The following is a 21,418-nucleotide window of genomic DNA, read 5'->3' as shown; positions in this document are numbered from 1 at the left end:
ATCCGCGTACAGACGCTCAACTTCGCGGGCGATACGGCGCAACAGCCGCTCTTCAAGGCCCGTGTTTGGCTGGGCGTGAACTACGAGCAGGTTGAGCCTTGGTCGGTGAAACAGGGGAAAGAACTCCGCCGATCTGTCTTCGCGTGAGACGTGGCGGGTGCAGAAGATGAAGTCGGCCACGGTCCGCGACCCTGAGACGAAAAGTTTGTTAAAGACACCACAACGATCATCTATATCAGTCACCTGACTATTTACGGTATCCCCGAGGAGGCCGTGCGCTACCAGCTCGGTTCCCGTTCGGCACTGGCGTGGATCATTGACCGCCACCAAGTGAAGAAGGACAAGACCTCCGGCATCATCAACGACCCCAATGATTGGGCGGATGAGCAGGAGGATCCTCGCTACATTGTGGATTTGATCGCCAAGGTCACCCGCGTCGCTGTAGAGACCGTGCGAGTTGTCGATTCGCTCAGCAAGGACGCCGCCCAGCCGGTGCGCTGGTCCTTGGCTGACGGCTATGTGCTGGTACCGAGATAACCTCCACAGGGTTAAGTCGCTATGCGCTATTCCCGTGGCAACTCTTAGCGAAACCGCGCCCGCCAGCAGCGCGGCTGCAGCTCGGCCACGGGCTAGAGGGCCGCTAGATGGCGTCGATAAGCGAAGCCGAAATAACCTCTCGGAACAGCAGGGCGTACTGCTAGGCTGGGGCCCACTATCCACTCGCGTGACGCGGCCCACCCCGATGCCCGTCAAGTGTTTTGTACCCGACACACAGAGAGGACGTGAGGCACATCATGCCAATCCGCCTGAATGATGACCTTGAGCAGATCACCGACAGCGCCATTGAGCGGGCGCAACGGTGGATGCGCGAAGCCGAGAGTGCGTCGGTGAGTAGCAAGGAAGCGAAGAACACCCAGCTTTTATCCGAGATGGTGCGCTCTGAGGGCGGCATTGACTTCACCATGGGTTTTGTGGACCGGGTGGCACGGCCGGAAGATAATGCGGTATCGGCGCGGGAGCTCAACCGGCTCGCGAGCCCGCTTGATGCGCAGCGGCGCACGCAGAGCGCGATTCCGGACTTCATGGGCGTGGTGAATAAGTCGCTGATCACCGCCGGTTCTCTTCTCGCCCCAGCGATGCCGCATGTTGCTATGCCGATCGCGCGCGCCAAGCTGCGCCAGATGGTGGGCCACCTGGTATTTGATGCCCAAGGATCGAAGCTGGATAAGCTGCTCGATCGCGCCGCCGAGCAGGGCTTTCAGCTGAATGTGAACCTGCTTGGCGAGGCCGTGCTGGGTGAAAAGGAAGCGGATCGACGCTTAGAGCGCACCCTAGAGCTGCTGCAAAATCCGAAGGTCACCTACGTCTCTATTAAGGCCTCCGCGGTGGTCTCGCAGCTGAATCACTGGGACTTTGAGGGCTCGGTCGAGGCGCTCAAAGACAAGATCCGGCCGCTATATCGCGCCGCGCAAGAACGTGCCGATCGCCCCTTTATCAACCTCGACATGGAGGAATACAAGGACCTCGAGCTCACGCTGCGGCTCTTTACCGAGCTCATGGCCGAAGAGGAGTTCCACGATCTCGAAACCGGCATCGTGATTCAGGCCTATCTACCCGACTCCGTGGGCGCGCTGGAACAACTGGCCACCTTCGCCCGCGAGCGCGTGGCCAACGGCGGCGCGCCGATTAAGGTGCGCATCGTCAAGGGCGCAAACCTCTCCATGGAACGCGTGGAAGCCGAGCTACACGACTGGCCGCAGGCGCCGTATATGAGCAAGGCCGAGGTGGACGCCAACTATCTTCGCCTGCTGGACTATGTGCTCACCGAGGACAACGCCGATGCCATTCGCATCGGTGTGGCCAGCCACAACCTCTACACCCTCGCCACCGCCATCGAGCTGGCGAATAAGCGCGGGGTGAGCCGGCAGCTCGATATCGAAATGCTCCAAGGCATGGCCCCGGCCCAAAGCCGCGTGGTACAGCGCGACGCTGGGCGCATCATCCTCTACACCCCGGTGGTGCACAAGGAAGACTTCGATGTGGCCATCTCCTATCTGGTGCGCCGGTTGGAGGAAAACGGCGAGCCGCAGAACTTTATCTATGCGATGTTCGCCCCTGATGTCGAAGGGCCCGACCAGCACACCCCCTTAGAGCAGCAAGAGCAGCGCTATCTTGACGCGCCGCTGAAGCGCTGGGACGCTACCGCGGACAGCTGATCTCTGTGGCGGCGCATGAGGCTGGCAAAACTGTCGACCAAGCCGATCCAGAGATCTCCGAGGCCATCGACTTCGCCCGCTACTACGCAGAATCTGCTCGGGCGATCGACGCGCACTGCGGTGCACTGTTCACGCCCTACTCAGTAGTGGTGGTGACCCCACCGTGGAACTTCCCTATCGCCATTCCCATGGGCGGGGTCTTCGCGGCGCTGGCGGCAGGCTCCGCGGTGATCATCAAGCCCGCACCGCAGGCCTTGCGCTGTGCTGAGGTGGCGGTCGAGGCCCTGCGCGAGGCCGGCATCGGCGAGGACATCCTGCAACTGGTCAACGCCGATGAGGACGAGGCCGGCAAGCGGCTGATCGCGCACGAGGATGTGGAGTCGGTGATTCTCACCGGCGCCTCCGATACCGCAGAGCTCTTCCGCTCGTGGAAGCCGGAGATGGTGATCAACGCCGAGACCTCAGGCAAGAACGCGCTGATCATCACCCCCGCCGCCGATCCTGACCTAGCAGTATCGGATCTCTATCACTCCGCCTTCGGCCACGCTGGGCAGAAATGCTCCGCCGCTTCTCTTGCCATTCTGGTAGGCAGCGCCGGCAAGTCCGAGCGCATCATCAACCAGCTGGTCGATGCCGTCTCTACCCTCAAGGTGGGTGTGGGCACCGATATCTCCACCACCATGAACGGGCTCATCGAAGCACCCAACGAGAAACTTCTGCGCGGGCTCACCACCCTCGAACCGGGCGAGCGCTGGCTGATTAAGCCACGCAAGCTCAACGAGGAGGGCACGCTGTGGAGTCCCGGTATCCGCGATAACGTCCAACCCGGTTCCTGGTATCACACCCACGAATGCTTCGGGCCGGTGCTCGGCATCATGCGGGCCCGCGATCTCGATGAGGCCATCGAGTGGCAAAACTCCACCGGCTATGGCCTCACCGGCGGGCTCCACTCCCTCGACGAGGAGGAAATCCGGCACTGGGTGGAGCATGTGGAAGCCGGCAACGCCTATGTCAACCGCGGTATCACCGGTGCGATCGTGCAACGCCAGTCCTTCGGCGGGTGGAAGAAATCCGCCCTCGGCGCCGGGGCCAAGGCCGGCGGCCCGAACTACGTGGCCCAGCAGGGCGTGTGGAGCGAGACTGAGGCAGTGGACATGCCGCCCGTATCCCTTGAGCCGAGCATCAACCGCGCACTGCGCGATATCGCAGAACGCGCCCACGATGGGCGCCTGGATCTTAACGCCGCCGATCTGGAGTGGCTGCGCCGTGCCGCCCACTCGGATCAGTACTGGTGGGAGCGCGAGTTTGGTCGCACCCACGATCGCACGGGGCTGCAATCCGAGAGCAATATCTTCCGCTACCGGCCACTACTCGAGCCGCTGCAGGTGCACCTCGGTGCTGGCTGGAGGCTACGGGATCTGCTGCGCATTCACCTCGGGGCACTACGCACCGGCACCACTGTGGTCGTCACCGGCGATGCCGAGGCGACAGCTGTGGCCCGCGCCGCAGGGCTGAGCGCCCAAGAAAGCGAACAGGTAGCGCAGCTGCGGGTGCGCGTGCTCGGTGAACCGAGTGACGCGATGCGCGAGCACGCCGTGCGCTCGGGCGCGACCCTCCTCACAGCGCCAGTACTCTCCGATGGCCGCCGCGAGCTGCTGCCGCTGCTACTGGAGCAGGCGGTGTCTATTACCACCCACCGCTTCGGTCATCTCACCCCGAACCCGCTGGGATAGATACCCGAGCTAGTCGGGGTGGGTGATTCCACGGTTTCACGGCGGGTACAACGTCACGCTGGCTCGGGCCCGCCTGTGCATGTGTCGGTGGAAGGCCCGAGAGGAAGATCCGCGATGTCGGTCCCCGAGCAAGGCGTACCGCTGCTTCCCTGCTCTCTCGACTCCATGTATCCGCTAGCCGATACGCAGCGGGCCCACTTGGACGCGCAAGGGCGGGTCCTCCGAGCGGACCTCGCGTTTGATTTGTCCGGCCTTCAAGATTCGCCCCAACTGTTGGGCGGGGAGGCTACCGCGAATAATCATCCGCTCGGGCGGGCCAAAGGCGCGCTCATCCCACTCCCCTGGTAAATGCACTCCTGGGGGAAGATCCACTGGCCCCAACACTTCTACCTGCTCGGGCAGCTCGAGCAGTTCCACGAAACGATCCAAGCTGGCGCGGCCGCCGTCCACCACGGCCATGGTGGTCGTCGGTGGCAGCTGCACCTCGGCGCGCTCGGCCAGCTCCCTGTGGGCAGCGCCGATAGGATCCCAGCGCAGGAGCGCCTGCACCACGGGCACATCCTGATCTGCCACCACGATCAACTGGCCATCATTGTCCCGAGAGTCCACCAAGGAACCAACGCGCAGCCAGCTCGCTAAAGCCTCCTCGCCGGCGCGGAGATCCTGCTTACTCAGCAACCCCCAGGTATCGAGCAGAATCGCAGCACCGTAACGGCCCCCGACAACGCGGGGCTCCGCGCCCGAGGTCGCCACCACGATGGTGGGCCCGGGGTCGATCTCGGAGACAATCTTGTCCCCACTCGAGGTCACCACCCGCACCCCGCTGAAGGCACGACCCAGTTCCTCGGCGGTGCGATCTGATCCGATCACCACGGCGCGAATCTCCGTGGAGCCACATTCAAGGCACTCGTGGTGGGCGTCGATACGCCCACACCACCGGCACTGCGGAGAAACTGCCACATGGGGATCGCCGGTAGCGGGAAGCTCAAGGGGGCCATTGCAGTGGCGGCAACGGGCGGCAGCGCGGCAGCGTCGACACGCAAGAATAGGCGCATAGCCCTTGCGTGGAACCTGCACCAGCACCGGCCGCTGGGCTTCCACGGCTGCGCGCACCGCCTGATAGGCCTTGCTGGGAATGCGCCTGCTCTTCGCCAGCGGATCGCCGCCACCATAGGCGGATGCGCCGGTGGCCATGGTCAATGGTGCGGCTTGGCGGATGTGTCCGCGCTCGCCGGCGCAGTCGAAGGCCCAGCCGCGCTCCACCATGAGCTGCACCTCGGCGGTGCGGGCATAGCCGCCCATGATGAGCGCGCATTTTTCCTGAGCGGAACGGGTGCTCAACACCTCGCGGGCGTGCCAATAGGGGGCGCGCGGATCGACGAGATTATCATCACCATCGAACATGATCGCGGCTAGGCGCAGATTCTGCACGGGGGCGAAGGCCGCAGAACGGGTGCCGATCACCAGCCGTGCTTGACCATGCAGGATAGACAAAAAGCGCCGGTAGCGCGCCTGCGGGCCCAGCGTGGCGCTGAGTGTGGTGATCTGTTTCGCCGACACCAGCTCGCGCAGCGCGGCCTCGAGACGATCCAAGGCGCGCTGATGCGGCACCACCGCTAAAGCCCCATGACCGGCTCTCACGGTGTACACCAAGGCGGCGGCGAGCTCGGCAGCCCAGTCGCCGTCGGGATTGATCTGCCAGGCAATGCGGGCGGGTTTGCCCTCCTCCACGGCCTTAAGAAACGCCTGGCCGCGCACATAATTATCCCAAGCGCTCATGTCCGGCTCGGTGGCGTCGCCAAGCGTGTCCCAGGAGGTGGAGAAATCTGTTTTCTCGGCGGCGGCATGGCGATTCGGCACCGCGGCGCGGATCATATCCGAACGGCACCCGGCATAGCGTTCGGCGAGTTTCTCCACGAGAGCCTGGGTGCTGGGCGGATAGACCACCTCGGGCGAGATGACCCGCTCGATATAGCGCAGGGAACCCTGGTGTTCGGAAGTGTCGTGCCGCGAGATCAGGATGGCATCCACCAACCGCCCACCGAAGCGCACCCGCACCTTCACCCCAGGCTGGGCGCTCTCAGAATCCGCCTCGCTGAGGCGGTAGTCGAAATAGCGGTCGAGGTGAATCAGCCCCAACAAAGGCAACACCCGCGCCACCGGCAGGGATTCTGCTGGGGTGCGCGGGTGGGTAGCCATGCGGGAGATTCTAGTCTAGATCCCCGCCGCGGCGCGCAACTCCTCCACACGGTTGGTGTGCTCCCACGGGAAGTCCACATCGGTGCGGCCAAAGTGGCCATAGGCGGAGGTGTCAGCGTAAATCGGGCGCAAGAGATCCAGCTCGCGGATAATCGCCGCCGGGCGCAGATTAAAGACCTCAGCCACAGCGTGCTGGATCTGCTCATCGCTCAGACCGTGCTTGGCGGTGCCGAAGGTTTCCACGTAGAGCCCCACCGGAGCGGCGCGGCCAATGGCATAGGCCACCTGCACCTCGGCCTTATCGGCCAAATCTGCGGCCACGATGTTTTTCGCCACCCAGCGCATAGCGTAGGCGCCGGAGCGATCCACCTTCGAGGGGTCCTTGCCGGAGAAGGCGCCACCACCGTGGCGGGCCATGCCGCCATAGGTGTCCACGATGATCTTGCGGCCGGTCAGCCCGGCATCGCCCATCGGCCCGCCGAGCACGAAGGAGCCGGAGGGGTTAATGAGCACGGTGAGATCCTCACTGAGGAAGCTCTCCAGCCCTGCATCGGCGATCACCCAGTTAATCACGTGCTCCCGCAGCTGCTCCTCCAGCCACTGCTGGGTGATATCCGGATCGTGCTGGGTGGAGATCACGATGGTGTCGATATGGCTGGGATTATCCGCCTCGTCATAGGCGAAGGTCACCTGGGTTTTGCCGTCCGGACGCAGATGGGGCACGATGCCCTCCTTGCGTACCTGGGTGAGACGCCGAGACAACCGATGCGCCAACGCAATCGGCAGCGGCATGTACTCGTCCGTCTCGTTGGTGGCATAGCCGAACATCAGGCCCTGATCGCCAGCGCCCGCGTGATCATCATCGTGCTGGGAGGTACCGCTACGCACCTCCTGGGAGGTGTCCACGCCCGAGCCGATCTCGGCGCTCTGCTCGCCAATGGCCACGGTTACTCCACACGTGGTGCCATCGAAGCCCACCTCGGAAGAGGTGAAACCGATCTCCTTCAGCTTGGTGCGCACCAGCTGCGGGATCTCCACATAACCGGCGCAGCGCACCTCTCCCACCACGTGCACTAAACCGGTAGTGACCACGGTTTCCACGGCCACCCGAGAGTGCGGGTCCACCTCGAGCATGGCGTCGAGAATGGTATCTGAGATGGCATCACAGATCTTGTCCGGGTGACCTTCCGTCACCGACTCGCTGGTGAAAAGTCGAGTATCTTTAGCTGCGCTGGTCATAGACAACAAACATAGACTAAGCGGTCTAATTTAGCAATACATGCAGGGCACGCGCTTCCGCACTTACCGACTCCGCGCTAGCGCCGAAGCGCGCTGACCCCATCGAGAATCCGATGCGCCACCGCGTTCTTGGTCCCTGCGGGCACGGCTGTCTCCGTGTCATCGGCGCCGAGCAGCCAGCCCTCGTTGGTGTCTTGGCCGAAGACGCGGCCACCGCCGACGTGATTGACCATGAGCAGGTCCACCCCTTTGCGCTGGAGCTTTTCTCGCCCCAGTTGCAGCGGGCTGGTGTGCTCATCGCCTGTCTCTGCGGCAAAACCGACAATGATCGTCTCGGCGGGCACCGCGCCATCGCGGCGCTTGTCTACGAGACCGGCAAGAATATCGGGGTTTTGGGTCATCTCAATCACGGACAAATCCGCGTCGGCCCGGCCCTTTTTCATCTTGGACTCTGCTCGGCGGGCGGGGCGATAATCCGCCACCGCGGCGGCCATAATCACCACATCGGCCTTTCGCGCCTCGCGATCCATGGCTGCGTGGAGCTCGGCGGCGGAATCAATGCGGATGATCCGCGCCCCAATGGGATCCACCAGGGCGTCCGCCGCTCCGACGACCAGCACCACCTCTGCACCGCGCTGGGCGGCGGCATTGGCCAGGGCATAGCCCTGGCGGCCGGAGGAATGATTGCCAATAAAGCGCACGGGGTCGATCTCCTCGCGCGTCCCGCCGGCGGAAATTAGCACCCGCACGCCCTCGAGATCGCGCTGCGGGGCGCGTCCCTCCTCCTGTACACCGAGTGCGTAGTCCACTACCTGCTCCGGTTCGGGCAGCCGCCCTGGCCCGCTATCGCGGCCGGTGAGCCGACCATGGGCGGGCTCCATTACGGCGATACCGCGCTGCCGCAGCACCTGGACATTCTCCCGGGTGGCGGGGTTATTCCACATCTCGGTATGCATGGCTGGGGCCACCACCACGGGGCAGGTGGCCACGAGACAGGTGGCGGTGAGCTGATCATCCGCCATGCCCAGGCGCAGCCGGGCAAGGAAATCAGCAGTGGCGGGAACCACCACCACGAGATCGGCCTGCTGCCCCACCATCACGTGCTGCACCTTATCCACGTTCTCAAACACGTCGGTGGCTACCGGATGACCGGACAGGGCAGTAAAAGTGGCCTCCCCGACGAACTTGAGAGCATTGCGGGTAGGGACCACCCGAACGCTGTGCCCAGCTTCGGTGAAGGCACGGATCACATGGCAGGCCTTATAGGCGGCGATACCGCCGGTCACACCAACGACGATGGAGAGTTTCTCGCTCGAGCTCATAAGAGTCTAGGGTAGCCGATGCCCCTACGGCCGTTGGATGCGCACAGCACAAAACCCAGCACGCACCTTTACTGTGAACGTGCTGGGTTGGTGATGCCGACCGGTCTAGGGTCGAGCTGGCCCCTTTTCAGTGACCATGCGAACACGGTGGCCAATCAAGGAATACGGCTTTAGCCTTCCTCGTGGTTCAGCATTCCAGCGTCGATCTCGCGCAGGGCGATAGACAGCGGCTTCTCGCCAGCTTCCGGGGTAACGAGTGGGCCAATGAATTCGAAGACGCCCTCGTCCGCCTGCTGGTAGTAGCTGTTGATCTGACGAGCACGCTTTGCCGCGAAAATGGCGAGAGCGTACTTGGAGGACACATGGTTCATAAGGCTGTCGATGGGCGGTGCGGTAATGCCTACCGGATCATCGAAAACAGACTCATTGCCTGTGGTTTGGTTACTCACTGTCATCCTTTTTCTGGATTGCTATCTGTAAAAGTTCTCTCTGCACCATGCTGCCCACTACGGTCCACTACGCCCGCGGGTCCGAGTGGTCCCCTCGACGGCTAGTGGCCGGTGAGAAGCTGGTGAATAGCCTCGACTGCTGCGTCCACATCATCGTTGACCACCACGTGGTCAAATTCGCTTTGCGCATCGAGCTCCTTGCGCGCCGTCGCGAGACGACGATCAATCACCTCTTGGGACTCGGTACCACGACCGGTCAGGCGATCAACCAGTACCTCCCAAGAGGGCGGGGCGAGGAACACGGTGGTTGCCTCGGGCATGGACTTCACGATGTTGCGCGCACCCTGCAGATCAACTTCCACGAGCACGGGCCGTCCAGCCGCAAGGGCTTCGGTAACCGGCCGCGCGGGGGTGCCAGAGCGCTGCAATCCGCCGTGAATATCCGCCCATTCGAGCATCTCCCCTGCCTCAATCGTGTCATTGAACTGCTCCATCGACACGAAGAAGTAGTCCTGACCATCCACCTCACCGGGGCGAGGATCACGGGTAGTCATTGAAACGCTGAAATACAGCGAGGGCACGTCTGTACGGAGACGATGAACCACGGTGGATTTACCCACCGCAGAGGGACCAGCCAAAACGACGAGGCGGGGCGTCGGGTTCTCGCCGGTCATCTGAATTAGTCCTCAGAGAAACCGAAGCGCTCGAGCAAAGCACGACGCTGCCGGTCGCCCAAGCCGCGCAGACGGCGGGTCTGAGCGATCTCGAGGTCCTCCATGATCTCCTTAGCCTTGACCTTGCCCACCTTCGGCATAGCCTCGAGGAGAGCGGAAACCTTGGTCTTGCCAATGATCTCGTTGTCCTGGGCCTGATCCAGAACTTCCTTCAGGTTGGTGCCGCCGCGCTTCAGCTTTTCCTTCAACTCAGCACGGGCCTTGCGGGCCTCAGCAGCTTTCGCGAGGGCTTCCTTGCGCTGCTCGTCAGTCAACTTGGGAAGGGCCACGTTGGTTCCTCCGATTCGTAGGCGATTAATTACTTGGGCTATCTGGCGGAAAACGCCTCGACGCAGCTCCTGCGCCGAGCGGATTCCTTGAAGCTCGCATCAGTCTAGCACTACTTGGACAAAAGCCAAGGTGACAGGCCGCAGGCCCGTCATATGCTCTGCCGCGATAACGCTTCTAGCTGGGAATTCCCGGAAATTGGCCGGCCAAGTCCGAAACGGCCTTTTCTAGGGCTTTCACGCTGGGACCGGCCTGCAACACCCCACGAGAGACGTTGGGAAATGCCATGTATGTCATTCCCCGTGCGAGCTTATCGACATCCCCTGCTCCGGCTCCTTGAGCGCCTACCCCAGGCATCAGGATAGGGCCATTGAGCGCCGCGAGATCAGGGGCGTCGCGCAGCGTTGCCCCCACTACGACGCCCACGTTGCCGGGGACGCCAGCAGCTGCTCCCGCTGCATTGCAGGTGGCAGCCTCGTCCACGATGTGCTGGGCGACAGTCAGCTCGCTCTGCTTCATAGCGCGCTGGATGCTCTGCCCCTCTGGGTTAGAGGTGGCGGCTAGGACGAACAGCCCCTTGCCCTGCTCCGCATAGTCCAAGGCCGGTGAGAGGGCACCGAAACCCAGATAGGGAGAAACCGTGAGGGCGTCCACCTCCAGCGGGGAGCCAGGGCGCAGCCACGCATCCGCGTAGGCGGCCATCGTGGAGCCGATATCGCCGCGCTTGGCATCGGCCACCACTAAGGTTCCGGCCTGCCGCAGCGAGTCGATGGTCTCCTCGAGCACGGTGTAGCCGCCGGCACCATAGGCTTCGAAGAAGGCCACTTGCGGCTTCACCAAAGCCACGGAGCCTGCGAAGGCGCGCACACAGGTGGCACTAAATTCCCGCAGGCCCTCGACGCTGCGAGGTAGCCCCCAGGCGTCGAGCAGCGCCGGGTGGGGGTCAATGCCCACACAGAGCCGGCCGTGCTCGAGAGAGGCCTGGTGGAGCTGGGATCCGAAGTCGCTCACTTACTCCCCCGCCTTGGCCGCGATGTTTTCGTGATTGAGCTCCTGCAGCGGCAGAATGCTCAGCTCATTGTCCCGCATCGCCTCGATACCCTGCACAGCGGCGGTCACGCCCTGCACGGTGGTCACCAGTGGCACCCCGGCGCTCACGGCGGCGGCGCGAATATCGTAGCCATCGTGGCGGGCACCGGCGGAGCCTGCAGGGGTGTTGAGGATAAGATCCACCTCGCCGGCGGTGATCTTGTCCACGATGGACAGCTCCTCGCTGCCTTCGCGTACCTGGCTGGCCTTGGCCACCACTTCGCATTCGACGCCATTGCGGCGCAGCATATCGGCGGTGCCCTTGGTGGCCATCATCTTAAAGCCGAGCTTGGCCAGCTGCTGGATCGGGAAGTTCAGGGTGCGCTTATCGCGGTTGGCGACAGAGACGAACACGGTGCCGGAGGTGGGCAGCGCGCCGAAGGCGGCGTCCTCGGCCTTGGCATAGGCGGCGCCGAAGCTATCGGCCAGGCCCATCACCTCACCGGTGGACTTCATCTCTGGGCTGAGAAGCGAGTCCAGCATGGAGCCGTCGGGGCGGCGGAAGCGGGTAAACGGCAGCACGGCTTCCTTCACCGCGATCGGGGCGTCCATGGGCAGCGAGCCGCCGTCGTGGGTGGTGGGGATGAGCTTTTCTTCCTTCAACTCGGCGATGCTGGCGCCCATCATGATGCGGGCGGCAGCCTTCGCCAGCGGCACCCCGGTGGCCTTCGAGACGAAGGGCACGGTACGCGAGGCACGCGGGTTGGCCTCGATGATGTAGAGGGTGTCGTCCTTCAGCGCGTACTGAACGTTCATCAGGCCCTTGACTCCGATGCCGTGGGCGAGAGCCACGGTGGACTGGCGGACCTTCTCGATGTCCTCGGCGCCGAGCGTCATCGGCGGCAAGGCGCAGGAGCTATCGCCGGAGTGGATACCGGCTTCCTCGATATGCTCCATCACTCCGCCGAGGTAGACCTCCTCGCCATCGCAGAGGGCGTCCACATCGATCTCGATGGCGTTATCCAAGAAGCGATCCACCAGCACTGGGTGCTCATTGGAGAGCTCGGTGGCGCGGTTGATGTAGTCCTCGAGGGTCTGCTCGTCGTAGACGATCTCCATGCCGCGCCCGCCCAGCACATAGCTGGGGCGCACCAGCACGGGGTAACCGATGCGGGCGGCGACGTCGCGGGCTTCGGCGAAGGAGGTGGCGGTACCGAACTCGGGTGCCGGCAAACCGGCCTTGGCCAACACCTCGCCGAACTCGCCGCGATCCTCCGCCAAATCGATGGCCTCGGGCGTGGTGCCCACCACGGGCACCCCGGCGTTGCGCAGCTTCTCGGCCAGGCCCAACGGAGTTTGGCCACCGAGCTGCACAATCACCCCAGCCACGGTGCCGGACTGGCACTCGGCGTGGTAGACCTCCATGACGTCTTCGAAGGTCAGCGGCTCGAAGTAGAGACGATCGGCGGTGTCGTAGTCGGTGGAGACCGTCTCAGGGTTGCAGTTGACCATGATGGTCTCATAGCCCACCCGCGAGAGCTCCAGCGCGGCGTGCACGCAGGAGTAGTCGAACTCGATGCCCTGGCCGATGCGGTTTGGGCCCGAGCCGAGAATGATCACCTTCTCTTTCTCGGTCTGCGGGCTCACCTCGGATTCCGCTGCAGCGTCGAATTCATAGGCGGAGTAGTAGTACGGGGTCTTGGCTTCGAACTCGGCGGCGCAGGTGTCCACGGTCTTAAACACCGGGCGGATCCCCAGCGACCAGCGCAGCGAGCGCACGCCGGTTTCGCCGGCGAACTCTGGGCGCAGGGCCGCGATCTGCTTATCGGAGAGTCCGTAGTATTTCGCTAGGCGCAGCAGTTGTTCGGTGAGCACGGGGGCGTCGATAAGCTGCTGACGCAGCTGTACCAGGTGCTGAATCTCAGCGAGGAACCAGGGATCGATGCCGGAGGCCTCGTGGACCTCCTCGATGGTTTTGCCGCCGCGCAGGGCCTGCTCTACCTCGTACATCCGGCCCGCCACGGGGCGTTTCAGGGACTCCAAGGCGGCGTCGGCATCGGCGCAGCGATCGGGAGCGGTCCAAAAACCGGTGTCCTTATTCTCCAGCGAGCGCATCACCTTATTGGTGGCCGCGGCGTAGTTGCGGCCCAGGCTCATGGCCTCGCCCACCGACTTCATGGTGGTGGTGAGCGTGTCATCGGCGCCAGGGAACTTCTCAAAAGCAAAGCGCGGGGCCTTGACCACCACATAGTCCAGCGTGGGCTCGAAGGCGGCCGGAGTTTCGCCGGTGATGTCGTTGGTGATCTCGTCCAAGGTATAGCCGATCGCCAGCATGGCGGCGATCTTCGCGATCGGGAAGCCAGTGGCCTTCGAGGCCAGCGCCGAAGAACGGGAGACGCGCGGGTTCATCTCGATGGTGATGATGCGGCCATCGGTGGGGTTGATGGCGAACTGGATATTACAGCCGCCGGTGTCCACGCCCACCTCGCGAATGATGGCGATGCCCTGATCGCGCATCTTCTGGAACTCGCGGTCGGTCAGCGTCAAGGCCGGCGCCACGGTCACGGAATCACCGGTGTGCACACCGAGGGCATCGACGTTTTCGATGGAACAAATGACCACCACGTTGTCATCGCCATCGCGCATGAGCTCGAGCTCGTATTCTTTCCAGCCGAGGATGGATTCCTCGATGAGCACATTGGCCTCCGGAGAGGCGGCCAAGCCGCCGCCGGCGATACGCTCGAGGTCATCGTTGTCGAAGGCCAGGCCGGAGCCGAGGCCACCCATGGTGAAGGAGGGGCGCACCACCACGGGCAGGCCCAACTCGGCGACGGTCTCGTGCACTTCGTCCATGTTGTGGCAGACGCGCGACCGCGCGGACTCGCCGCCGATCTTGGCCACGATATCTTTGAACTTCTGGCGGTCCTCGCCGCGCTGAATGGCGGGGATATCGGCGCCAATGAGCTCCACATCGTACTTCTCAAGGCTGCCGCGTCGATTCAGTGCGATCGCAGCGTTGAGGGCGGTCTGGCCGCCAAGGGTCGCCAGTACGGCGTCGATGGGATGGCCTTCGGCGATCTCTTTCTCAAAGATCTTCTCGATGTAATCGGGGTGAATCGGCTCCACGTAGGTGTGATCGGCGAACTCCGGATCGGTCATGATCGTCGCTGGGTTGGAGTTGATGAGGGTCACCCGCATCCCCTCCTGCTTGAGCACGCGGCACGCCTGAGTGCCGGAATAGTCGAACTCGCAGGCTTGGCCGATCACAATGGGGCCGGATCCAATAACCAGGACGTGATTGATGTCAGTGCGCTTGGGCATTGTCTGTATTCCTCTTTCTCTTCCTGGTGTGCTTAGTTCTGGCTGTCACCGGAGCCGGAGTTTTTCGCGGCGATGTCCGCGAGAACCAGCTCCACGAATTGATCGAAGAGCGGGTTGGCATCATTCGGACCGGCGGCAGCCTCGGGGTGGTACTGCACCGAGAAGGCCCGTCCATTTTTCAGTGCCACGCCTTCGACCACGCCGTCGTTGAGGCAAGTATGCGTCACCAGCGCGGGACCATAGGGGGTATCAAACTCCTGGCCTTCCTCGCCTTCGAGGGCGAAGCCATGGTTTTGGGCGGTGATTTCGATGTGGCCCTGCACGTGATTTTTCACGGGGATGTTTACCCCGCGGTGTCCGAACTTCAGCTTGTAGGTGTTCATGCCGAAGGCCCGGCCCAGGATTTGGTTGCCGAAGCAGATGCCGAAGATCGGCACATCCTTGTCCAAGAACTGCTGCACAATGCTTACCATCTCGTCTGCGGTGGCGGGATCACCTGGACCATTGGAGATGAACACGCCATCGGGCTGGAACTCCATGGCTTTCTCGTAGGGGTAATTGGCCGGCACCAGCACGGTGCGCATACCGCGAGCAAGCAGGTTACGCGGGGTATTGGACTTAATGCCCATGTCATAGGCCACCACGGTGGCGTGGACCTCGCCCTCAGGCTCGAGGACCTGCGGCTCATCGATGGAGACATCGGCCGAGAGATTCGCGCCTTCCATATCCTCTTGGGCCTGAACGCGGCGCACCAGCTCCTCGGTATCGAGCAAGGCGTCCTCGCCGGTGAAGACGCCAGCCTTGATGGATCCATAGTTGCGCAGGTGGCGCACGATGGCGCGGGTATCCACATGCTTAATGCCTACCAGGCCTTGAGAGATCATCTCCTCCTCGAGGCTGCGGCAGGCCCGCCAATTAGAGACGGTGTGGGATAGATCGCGAATAATTAGACCGGCGATCCAGATCTTGTCCTCGCGGGACTCATTATCTTCGTCGTTCCAGCCGGTGTTACCGATCTGCGGGGCGGTCATCACCACCATCTGCTTGTGGTAGCTGGGATCGGTCATCGTCTCCTGATAACCGGTCATGGCGGTGGTAAAGACGGCCTCGCCGAAGGCATTGCCGTCCGCGCCGAAAGCGAGCCCGCGGTAGGTGTTGCCATCGGCGAGCACGAGCACTGCGGGCCGCGTGGTGGCCGAGTGGGTGGTCTCAGTAGTCACTGTGTGAGGGCCTTTCCATGAAGTTCTTTATGGGGTGTGGGAGAGTGCTGTGGCTTAGCGACGCTGATAGGTCACGGTTCCGCGCAGGATGGTGTGGGTGACCTGGGCGTTGAAGGCCATGCCCTCATAGGGGGTGTTATCGGCCTTGGAGTCCATCTCCTCGCCGCGGGCGGTCCACGGGCTGTGCGGATCCACCACGGTGAGGTTGGCGGGCTCGCCGACGGCGATGGGACGGCCGTGGCCGGGAAGGCGCACGATCTCGGCGGGCTTTTCGCTCATCACCTTGGCTACAAAGCGCCAATCGGCCAGCCCAGTTTCCACGAAGATCTGGTGCACGATGGCGAGCGAGGTCTCGAGGCCCAGCATGCCATTTTTGGCCTCAGAGAATTCGCAGCATTTCTCCTCAGAGCCGTGCGGTGCATGGTCGGTGGCCACGCAGTCGATGGTGCCGTCGAGCAGCGCATCACGCAGCTTCTCGGTATCGGACTTCTCTCGCAGCGGCGGATTCACTCGGTCGCGGCCGTCGAAATTGTGCAGGCGAGCGTCGTGAAGCAATAAATGGTGGGGTGTGACCTCGGCGGTGAGCGGAATGCCGCAGTCCTTGGCCCAGCGCACGAGCGTGACCGTGCCTGCGGTGGAGGCGTGACAGATGTGCATGCGGGCGCCATAATCGCGGGTCATAATCGCATCGCGCGCCACAATCGACTCCTCCGCCACGCGCGGCCAGCCGCGCAGGCCGAGCCGCGCAGCCATCTCTCCCTCGTGGGCCACTGCCCCTTCAGTCAAGCGGGCATCCTCGCAGTGCTGAGCGAGCAGCACGTTCTGGCCTTTGGCGTATTCTAGGGCACGACGCATCACCTGCGGATTGTTCACGCATACGCCGTCATCGGAGAACATGCGCACCTTGGCTGCGGAGTTAGCCATCATGCCGAACTCGGTAAGCGTCTCGCCCTTCAGCCCCTTGGTAATCGAGCCCACGGGGTGGACATCGCAGAGGCCCACCTGCTGGCCTTTGAACCAGACGGACTCCGCGATCACCGGTTGATCCATCACCGGCTGGGTATTGGCCATGGTGAACACGGCGGTAAACCCGCCCTTGGCGGCGGCCGCGGAGCCGGTGGCGATGGTCTCAGTGTCCTCGCGACCAGGCTCGCGCAGGTGCACGTGAATGTCCACCAGTCCGGGCAGCAGCACCGCCCCGGCGGCGTCAATGGTGCGATCGGCGGCGGTGTCGGCTGCCGCGTCAAGGCTATCGATCACGCCATCGCGGATCAGCAGGTTACGCGGCTCGCCCTCGCCATAGGGGCGCGCATTCATAATGAGGAGGGTTCCCTCGGCAACAGGCGCGAGTTCCCCAGTGGCAGGATATGTGGTCTCAGTCGTCATTGTTTTCTCCTTTGGGAATTACTCGCGCGGGCTGCCCTGGCCACAGAGCAGGGTGAAGAGCACGGCCATGCGCACGTGCACACCATTGGATACCTGTTGCAACACGGCGGTTTGCGGGGCGTCGGCAACATAGTCGTTGATTTCCATGCCGCGCAGCATCGGCCCAGGGTGCATCACAATGGCCTCGTCCTTCAGCTGCGCCAGGCGGGCCTTACTCATCCCGTACAGGGTGGCGTATTCGCGATGCGAAGGGAAGAACCCGCCGTTCATGCGCTCTTGCTGCACGCGCAGCATCATCACCACATCTTGTGCGGCGAGCACTGGGTCCATCTCATAGGAGACGGTGACCGGCCAGTTCTCCACGCCGAAGGGCAGCAGCGTGGGCGGGGCGACGAGGGTGACCTCGGCGCCTAAGGTGGTGAGCAGATCCACATTGGAGCGCACCACCCGCGAGTGCAGGCAGTCGCCCACAATCGCGATCTTCTTGCCTTCGATGCGGCCCAGGCGCTGACGCATGGTCACCGCATCCAAGAGGGCTTGGGTGGGGTGCTGGTGGGCGCCATCGCCGGCGTTGATCACACTCGGCCCCTCACCCTGCGGGGCCACCCAGCGGGCCAGCTGCTCGGCCGCACCCGACGCGGGGTGCCGGATGATGATGGCATCCGCCCCCACAGCACTTAAGGTCAAGCCGGTGTCCTTGAGTGATTCGCCCTTCTTCACTGAGGACGAGGAAGCGGAAATATTAATGACGTCCGCGCTCATCCACTTGCCAGCGGTTTCGAAGGAGGAACGGGTGCGGGTGGAGTTTTCGTAGAAGAGGGTGAAAATGGTGCGGCCGCGGAGTGTCGGCAGCTTCTTGATCTCGCGGTGAGACAGCAGTTCTAGGAACTTGTCCGCCTCGTCCATGATGGTCAGGATCTCGTCTTTGCTGAGTTCCTCGATGGAAAGCAGGTGTTTCATTAGCCTCTAGCTCACTAGGTTCTCGACAGCACGTGCAGGCCGTGGCGGCGTTCGCAGCTGCCGCGGCAGGCGCGCGCTACTCGCGGGTGGTGGCGGATTCGCCGGGATGATTCGTGCGGGAGATCTCCACGGCATCCTCGCCGTCGATCTCTGCAAGCAACACGCTCACGCCCTCGCTGACGGCCGTGGGCAGGTTTTTGCCCACATAGTCCGCGCGGATAGGCAGCTCACGATGGCCGCGATCCACGAGCACCGCGAGTTGCACGCAGTGCGGGCGGCCGATATCGCGGAGCGCGTCGAGGGCGGCACGAATGGTGCGACCGGAATAGAGCACATCATCGACCAGCACCACAGTGATGTCATCGATGCCGGTATCAGGAATGGTGGTGGGCTTGAGCGCGCGGTGTGCACGGTGGCGCAGATCATCGCGGTACAAGGTGATATCGAGGGTGCCGACGCTCACGGCAACACCCGAGAATTCTTCAATCTTGGCCGCCAAGCGCTGGGCCAGCGGCACTCCCCCCGAAGGAATACCCATCAGACACACCTCGGGGTGCGCTGATTCCTTCGCAGCATCAAGTGCTGTCTTTTCAATAATTTGGTGCGCGATGCGCGCAATTGTGCGTCCGACATCGTCGGCGCTCATTAATTGCGTTGCCATCGTGACCTCCTTCCCCGCCTCTCTGTGCGGTCCGTTAAAGGATGCCTTCAGACACCGAGACTGCAGTCACTATACAGCCACTGAATCCTATGAACTTTATCGTTTTCTTAGCTTAGCACTCGCCTCTGCCCATCACTAGGCAATTACCTCCACCCTCACCCCACCCGCAGGGCTGTCGCTTATCGACGCTCACCTGCCCGGCTTCTCACCCCAGCGAGAGCTGAATCTCATGGCAGTGTCCGGCCGTCTCCGTATAATCGACACTCATACACTTGCCGCCGCTTTGAGGAGGTCACCAACCCACGTGGGTATTTCAACCGAGCATGTCCTTCCCTTCCCCCGCTCAGATGTCTGGCAGTGGCACACCCGCCCTGGTGCGGTGGTGCGGCTGACGCCGCCTTTCGTACCCATGACCCCTGTGAAGCAGGCTAGCTCGCTAGCCACCGGAACCACCGAGTTTTCCCTGCCAGCAGGCCTGAAATGGGTGGCCAAGCACGATCTTTCCGGCTACCACGAGGGACGCCAATTTACCGATGTGTGCATCAACGCCCCCATGCGTGCACTCTCGCAGTGGCGCCACATACACGCCTTCGCCGACGCCCCAGCCGGCACCCGTATCACTGACACCGTGCACACCCGGCTTCCGGGGAGTTTCCTCGAGGCCACCTTCGCCTATCGGCAACACCAGCTGCTGGAGGATCTCACCCGTATAGCGGAGTTCCGGGCTCTCGCCGGCGCCCCCACCGAGCCGCTTACCATTGCTCTCACCGGTGCCGGCGGCTTCGTGGGCACCCATCTCGCCGCCCAGCTGCGCACCTCCGGTCACACCGTAATCGAGCTCAAACGCGGCTCTGATCTGAAACTCGGCCAACGCCGCTGGCATACGACTCTGCCCGATGAGGATCTCCTCGATGGTGTGGATGTGCTCATCCACCTTGCCGGCGAGTCCATCGCCGGCCGCATGAGTGAATCCCACCGCGACAAGATCCGCCACTCCCGCGTCACCCCCACCCGCCGCCTCGCGGAATTGGTGGCCGCGTCTGAGACCTGCCACGCCATGATCGTCGCCTCCGCAGTGGGTTTCTACGGCCCCGACCGTGGCGATGAACTCCTCGATGAGACCGCCGAACGCGGCGAGGGCTTTTTGGCCGATGTGGTCGCCGATTGGGAGGATGCCTGCGCTCCAGCCCGCGATGCTGGGAAGCGCGTGGTGAATCTTCGCACCGGGCTCGTCATGGGCGCCGCTGGTGGCATGCTGCCCGGACTGCGCGCCGCCTTCGGCGCGGGTCTTGCCCCGCAGGTGGGTACCGAGGGCGGCTATCTGCCCTGGGTAAGTATCGATGATCTCACCTCCATGTATGTCCGCGCCGCCGTTGATCCGAAGATGTCCGGCCCCTTCAACGCCACCGGCCCTCAGCCAGTGCGTTCCGAGGAATTTGGCGACACCCTCCAGGGCGCGATGCACCGCAGATTCGTGGTGCCGATCCCAGCGGTGGCCCCCAAGCTGATGATGGGCCCCATCGCCTCCGAGGAGCTGCTGATGACCTCGCAGAACGCGGTGCCCACCAAGTTTGAGAAGCTGGGCTACCGTTTCACCCACCCCACGCTAGCGGCGACGTTCGCCCACGAGCTTGGCGGCGAGACGCTCTTCGACGCCACCACAGGCGACGATTCCTAAACCTTTTTCGTATCTCCACCTATCCCCCGTCATCTTTGCTTTAAGGAGTGAATCAGTGGATTCAGCCGAAACCGCTGCCGACGAGCAGCTACTCATGCCCCTCACCATCGAGCGAGTGGCCACCGTGCTGCGCGAACAGGACCTCGAGTTCGACACCATCGAGGGCGCTATTCGCACTGGCTTCTATGACGCCGCCATCGGCATCGTGGTACACGAGGGCACCTTGCTGCTCGACGCTCGCTGGCGCGGCGAGCCGAGCCCCGAGCAGGGCAATGATCTGCTGCAAGCAGCCCATGAATGGAACGTGCTGGAAATAAAACCCACCATGTATGTGGGGGCCGCCTCCGGCAGCGAGGACGGTGTGGAAGTACACCTGCAGCGCGCCTTGCCTGCGCTGAATAAAGCCGGTGGCTACACCCACAATCAGCTGGGGCTATTCGTGGTCTCCTTCTTCACCGCCACGGCCACCGCCTGTGACTATCTCGCCAACTCTTTCCCTGATCTGGTCACCTGGGAGCGCCCCGAGACGGAGCCCATCCCCGAGGCCAATGCGCCCGCCACCACCTCAGAGAACGACAACGCTTAAAGGATCACGCCGTGCCTGAACTCAACGCAGTCACCTATGCCCGCGTCAAGGACGCCTTGGCCAGTGTCGATGTGGAACTGGAAGACATCGACTTCCCTGATGTGGGCCACGCCCGCCTCAATAACATCGATACCTTCATCGCCGTGCTGGACAATCAGTCCGTGATTGTGCGCGCCGAATACCCTCTCGAGTCCCTCGAGGGCCCGTGGTTTGCTGCCTGCAACCACTTCAATGCTCGGCTGCACGGGGTAAAAGCAGTAGTCGCCACCTCCGGCGATACCCACGGCCTGCGCACCGAGTCCGAGTTCCCTGTCTCTGCCTACATGAGCGATACACAGCTGCAGGAGTCGCTGGAGATCCGCATCGATCTGGTTCTTGCCGGTATGAAGGCCCTGCAGGATCTCGGGAAAAAGTAAGT

15 protein-coding genes and 2 pseudogenes are annotated in these 21,418 nt (G+C 63.0%); 5 read left to right on the top strand and 12 right to left on the bottom strand.

From position 1 onward, the window contains the following. Positions 1 to 69: 69 nt before the first annotated feature. Both GBB18_RS10600 and GBB18_RS02035 read left to right on the top strand, forming a co-directional pair. Positions 70 to 537, top strand: a pseudogene (locus GBB18_RS10600) (type ISP restriction/modification enzyme); the annotation flags it as partial. Between the two features lie 257 nt (positions 538 to 794). Continuing rightward, a pseudogene (locus tag GBB18_RS02035) lies at positions 795 to 3,949 on the top strand (proline dehydrogenase family protein). A gap of 174 nt (positions 3,950 to 4,123) precedes the next feature. On the opposite strand, the gene GBB18_RS02030 reads toward GBB18_RS02035, so the two are convergent. From GBB18_RS02030 to pyrR, 12 genes are all read right to left on the bottom strand, one after another. Beyond that, a complete protein-coding gene (locus GBB18_RS02030; protein ID WP_151640581.1) occupies positions 4,124 to 6,148 on the bottom strand; it encodes a primosomal protein N' in 2,025 nt (674 codons plus the stop codon). Positions 6,149 to 6,163: 15 nt separating this feature from the next. Beyond that, positions 6,164 to 7,387 carry a methionine adenosyltransferase gene (gene metK, locus GBB18_RS02025; RefSeq protein WP_151640580.1) on the bottom strand — a complete coding sequence of 408 codons (1,224 nt, stop codon included), beginning with the start codon at positions 7,385 to 7,387 and terminating at the stop codon, positions 6,164 to 6,166. 77 nt (positions 7,388 to 7,464) lie between these two features. Further along, the gene (coaBC, locus tag GBB18_RS02020; protein WP_151640579.1) at positions 7,465 to 8,709 is read right to left on the bottom strand and encodes a bifunctional phosphopantothenoylcysteine decarboxylase/phosphopantothenate--cysteine ligase CoaBC; all 1,245 of its coding nucleotides are present in this window, start codon (positions 8,707 to 8,709) and stop codon (positions 7,465 to 7,467) included. A 170-nt stretch (positions 8,710 to 8,879) separates the two neighbouring features. Beyond that, positions 8,880 to 9,164 carry a DNA-directed RNA polymerase subunit omega gene (gene rpoZ, locus GBB18_RS02015; RefSeq protein WP_151528692.1) on the bottom strand — a complete coding sequence of 95 codons (285 nt, stop codon included), beginning with the start codon at positions 9,162 to 9,164 and terminating at the stop codon, positions 8,880 to 8,882. 95 nt (positions 9,165 to 9,259) lie between these two features. Further along, positions 9,260 to 9,832, bottom strand: a complete 573-nt coding sequence (gene gmk / locus GBB18_RS02010; protein WP_151640578.1) for a guanylate kinase — start codon at positions 9,830 to 9,832, stop codon at positions 9,260 to 9,262. 5 nt (positions 9,833 to 9,837) lie between these two features. Then, positions 9,838 to 10,161 (bottom strand): integration host factor, actinobacterial type, encoded by a 324-nt coding sequence (mihF, locus tag GBB18_RS02005; RefSeq protein WP_018019814.1) that lies wholly within the window; start codon positions 10,159 to 10,161, stop codon positions 9,838 to 9,840. Between the two features lie 175 nt (positions 10,162 to 10,336). Beyond that, positions 10,337 to 11,170 (bottom strand): orotidine-5'-phosphate decarboxylase, encoded by an 834-nt coding sequence (gene pyrF, locus GBB18_RS02000; RefSeq protein ID WP_151640577.1) that lies wholly within the window; start codon positions 11,168 to 11,170, stop codon positions 10,337 to 10,339. Continuing rightward, positions 11,171 to 14,509, bottom strand: coding sequence for a carbamoyl-phosphate synthase large subunit (carB, locus tag GBB18_RS01995; RefSeq protein WP_151640576.1), 3,339 nt, complete (start codon positions 14,507 to 14,509; stop codon positions 11,171 to 11,173). 32 nt (positions 14,510 to 14,541) lie between these two features. Beyond that, positions 14,542 to 15,729 carry a glutamine-hydrolyzing carbamoyl-phosphate synthase small subunit gene (gene carA / locus GBB18_RS01990; RefSeq protein ID WP_151640575.1) on the bottom strand — a complete coding sequence of 396 codons (1,188 nt, stop codon included), beginning with the start codon at positions 15,727 to 15,729 and terminating at the stop codon, positions 14,542 to 14,544. Between the two features lie 54 nt (positions 15,730 to 15,783). Beyond that, positions 15,784 to 17,115 carry a dihydroorotase gene (locus GBB18_RS01985; RefSeq protein WP_151640574.1) on the bottom strand — a complete coding sequence of 444 codons (1,332 nt, stop codon included), beginning with the start codon at positions 17,113 to 17,115 and terminating at the stop codon, positions 15,784 to 15,786. An 18-nt stretch (positions 17,116 to 17,133) separates the two neighbouring features. After that, the gene (locus tag GBB18_RS01980; protein ID WP_151640573.1) at positions 17,134 to 18,075 is read right to left on the bottom strand and encodes an aspartate carbamoyltransferase catalytic subunit; all 942 of its coding nucleotides are present in this window, start codon (positions 18,073 to 18,075) and stop codon (positions 17,134 to 17,136) included. 76 nt (positions 18,076 to 18,151) lie between these two features. Continuing rightward, the gene (gene pyrR / locus GBB18_RS01975; RefSeq protein ID WP_151528685.1) at positions 18,152 to 18,736 is read right to left on the bottom strand and encodes a bifunctional pyr operon transcriptional regulator/uracil phosphoribosyltransferase PyrR; all 585 of its coding nucleotides are present in this window, start codon (positions 18,734 to 18,736) and stop codon (positions 18,152 to 18,154) included. A gap of 304 nt (positions 18,737 to 19,040) precedes the next feature. On the opposite strand from pyrR, the gene GBB18_RS01970 reads away from it, so the two are divergent. From GBB18_RS01970 to GBB18_RS01960, 3 genes are read left to right on the top strand one after another with little or no spacing between them, the layout of a single operon-like run. Next, on the top strand, positions 19,041 to 20,414 hold the full coding sequence (locus tag GBB18_RS01970) for a TIGR01777 family oxidoreductase (RefSeq protein ID WP_151640572.1): 1,374 nt from the start codon (positions 19,041 to 19,043) through the stop codon (positions 20,412 to 20,414). 55 nt (positions 20,415 to 20,469) lie between these two features. Beyond that, entirely contained in the window at positions 20,470 to 21,000 is a 531-nt protein-coding gene (locus GBB18_RS01965; RefSeq protein ID WP_151640571.1) for a YbjN domain-containing protein, read from the top strand. An 11-nt stretch (positions 21,001 to 21,011) separates the two neighbouring features. Further along, a complete protein-coding gene (locus tag GBB18_RS01960; RefSeq protein ID WP_151640570.1) occupies positions 21,012 to 21,416 on the top strand; it encodes a YbjN domain-containing protein in 405 nt (134 codons plus the stop codon). The last annotated feature ends 2 nt before the right edge of the window (positions 21,417 to 21,418 follow it).

Origin of the sequence: Corynebacterium sp. 11A (assembly GCF_008930935.1) — a bacterium.
GTDB classification, from domain to species: domain Bacteria; phylum Actinomycetota; class Actinomycetes; order Mycobacteriales; family Mycobacteriaceae; genus Corynebacterium; species Corynebacterium megadyptis.
Note: the sequence above shows the minus strand (reverse complement) of the source record. Positions and strands in the feature narration are given on the sequence as shown.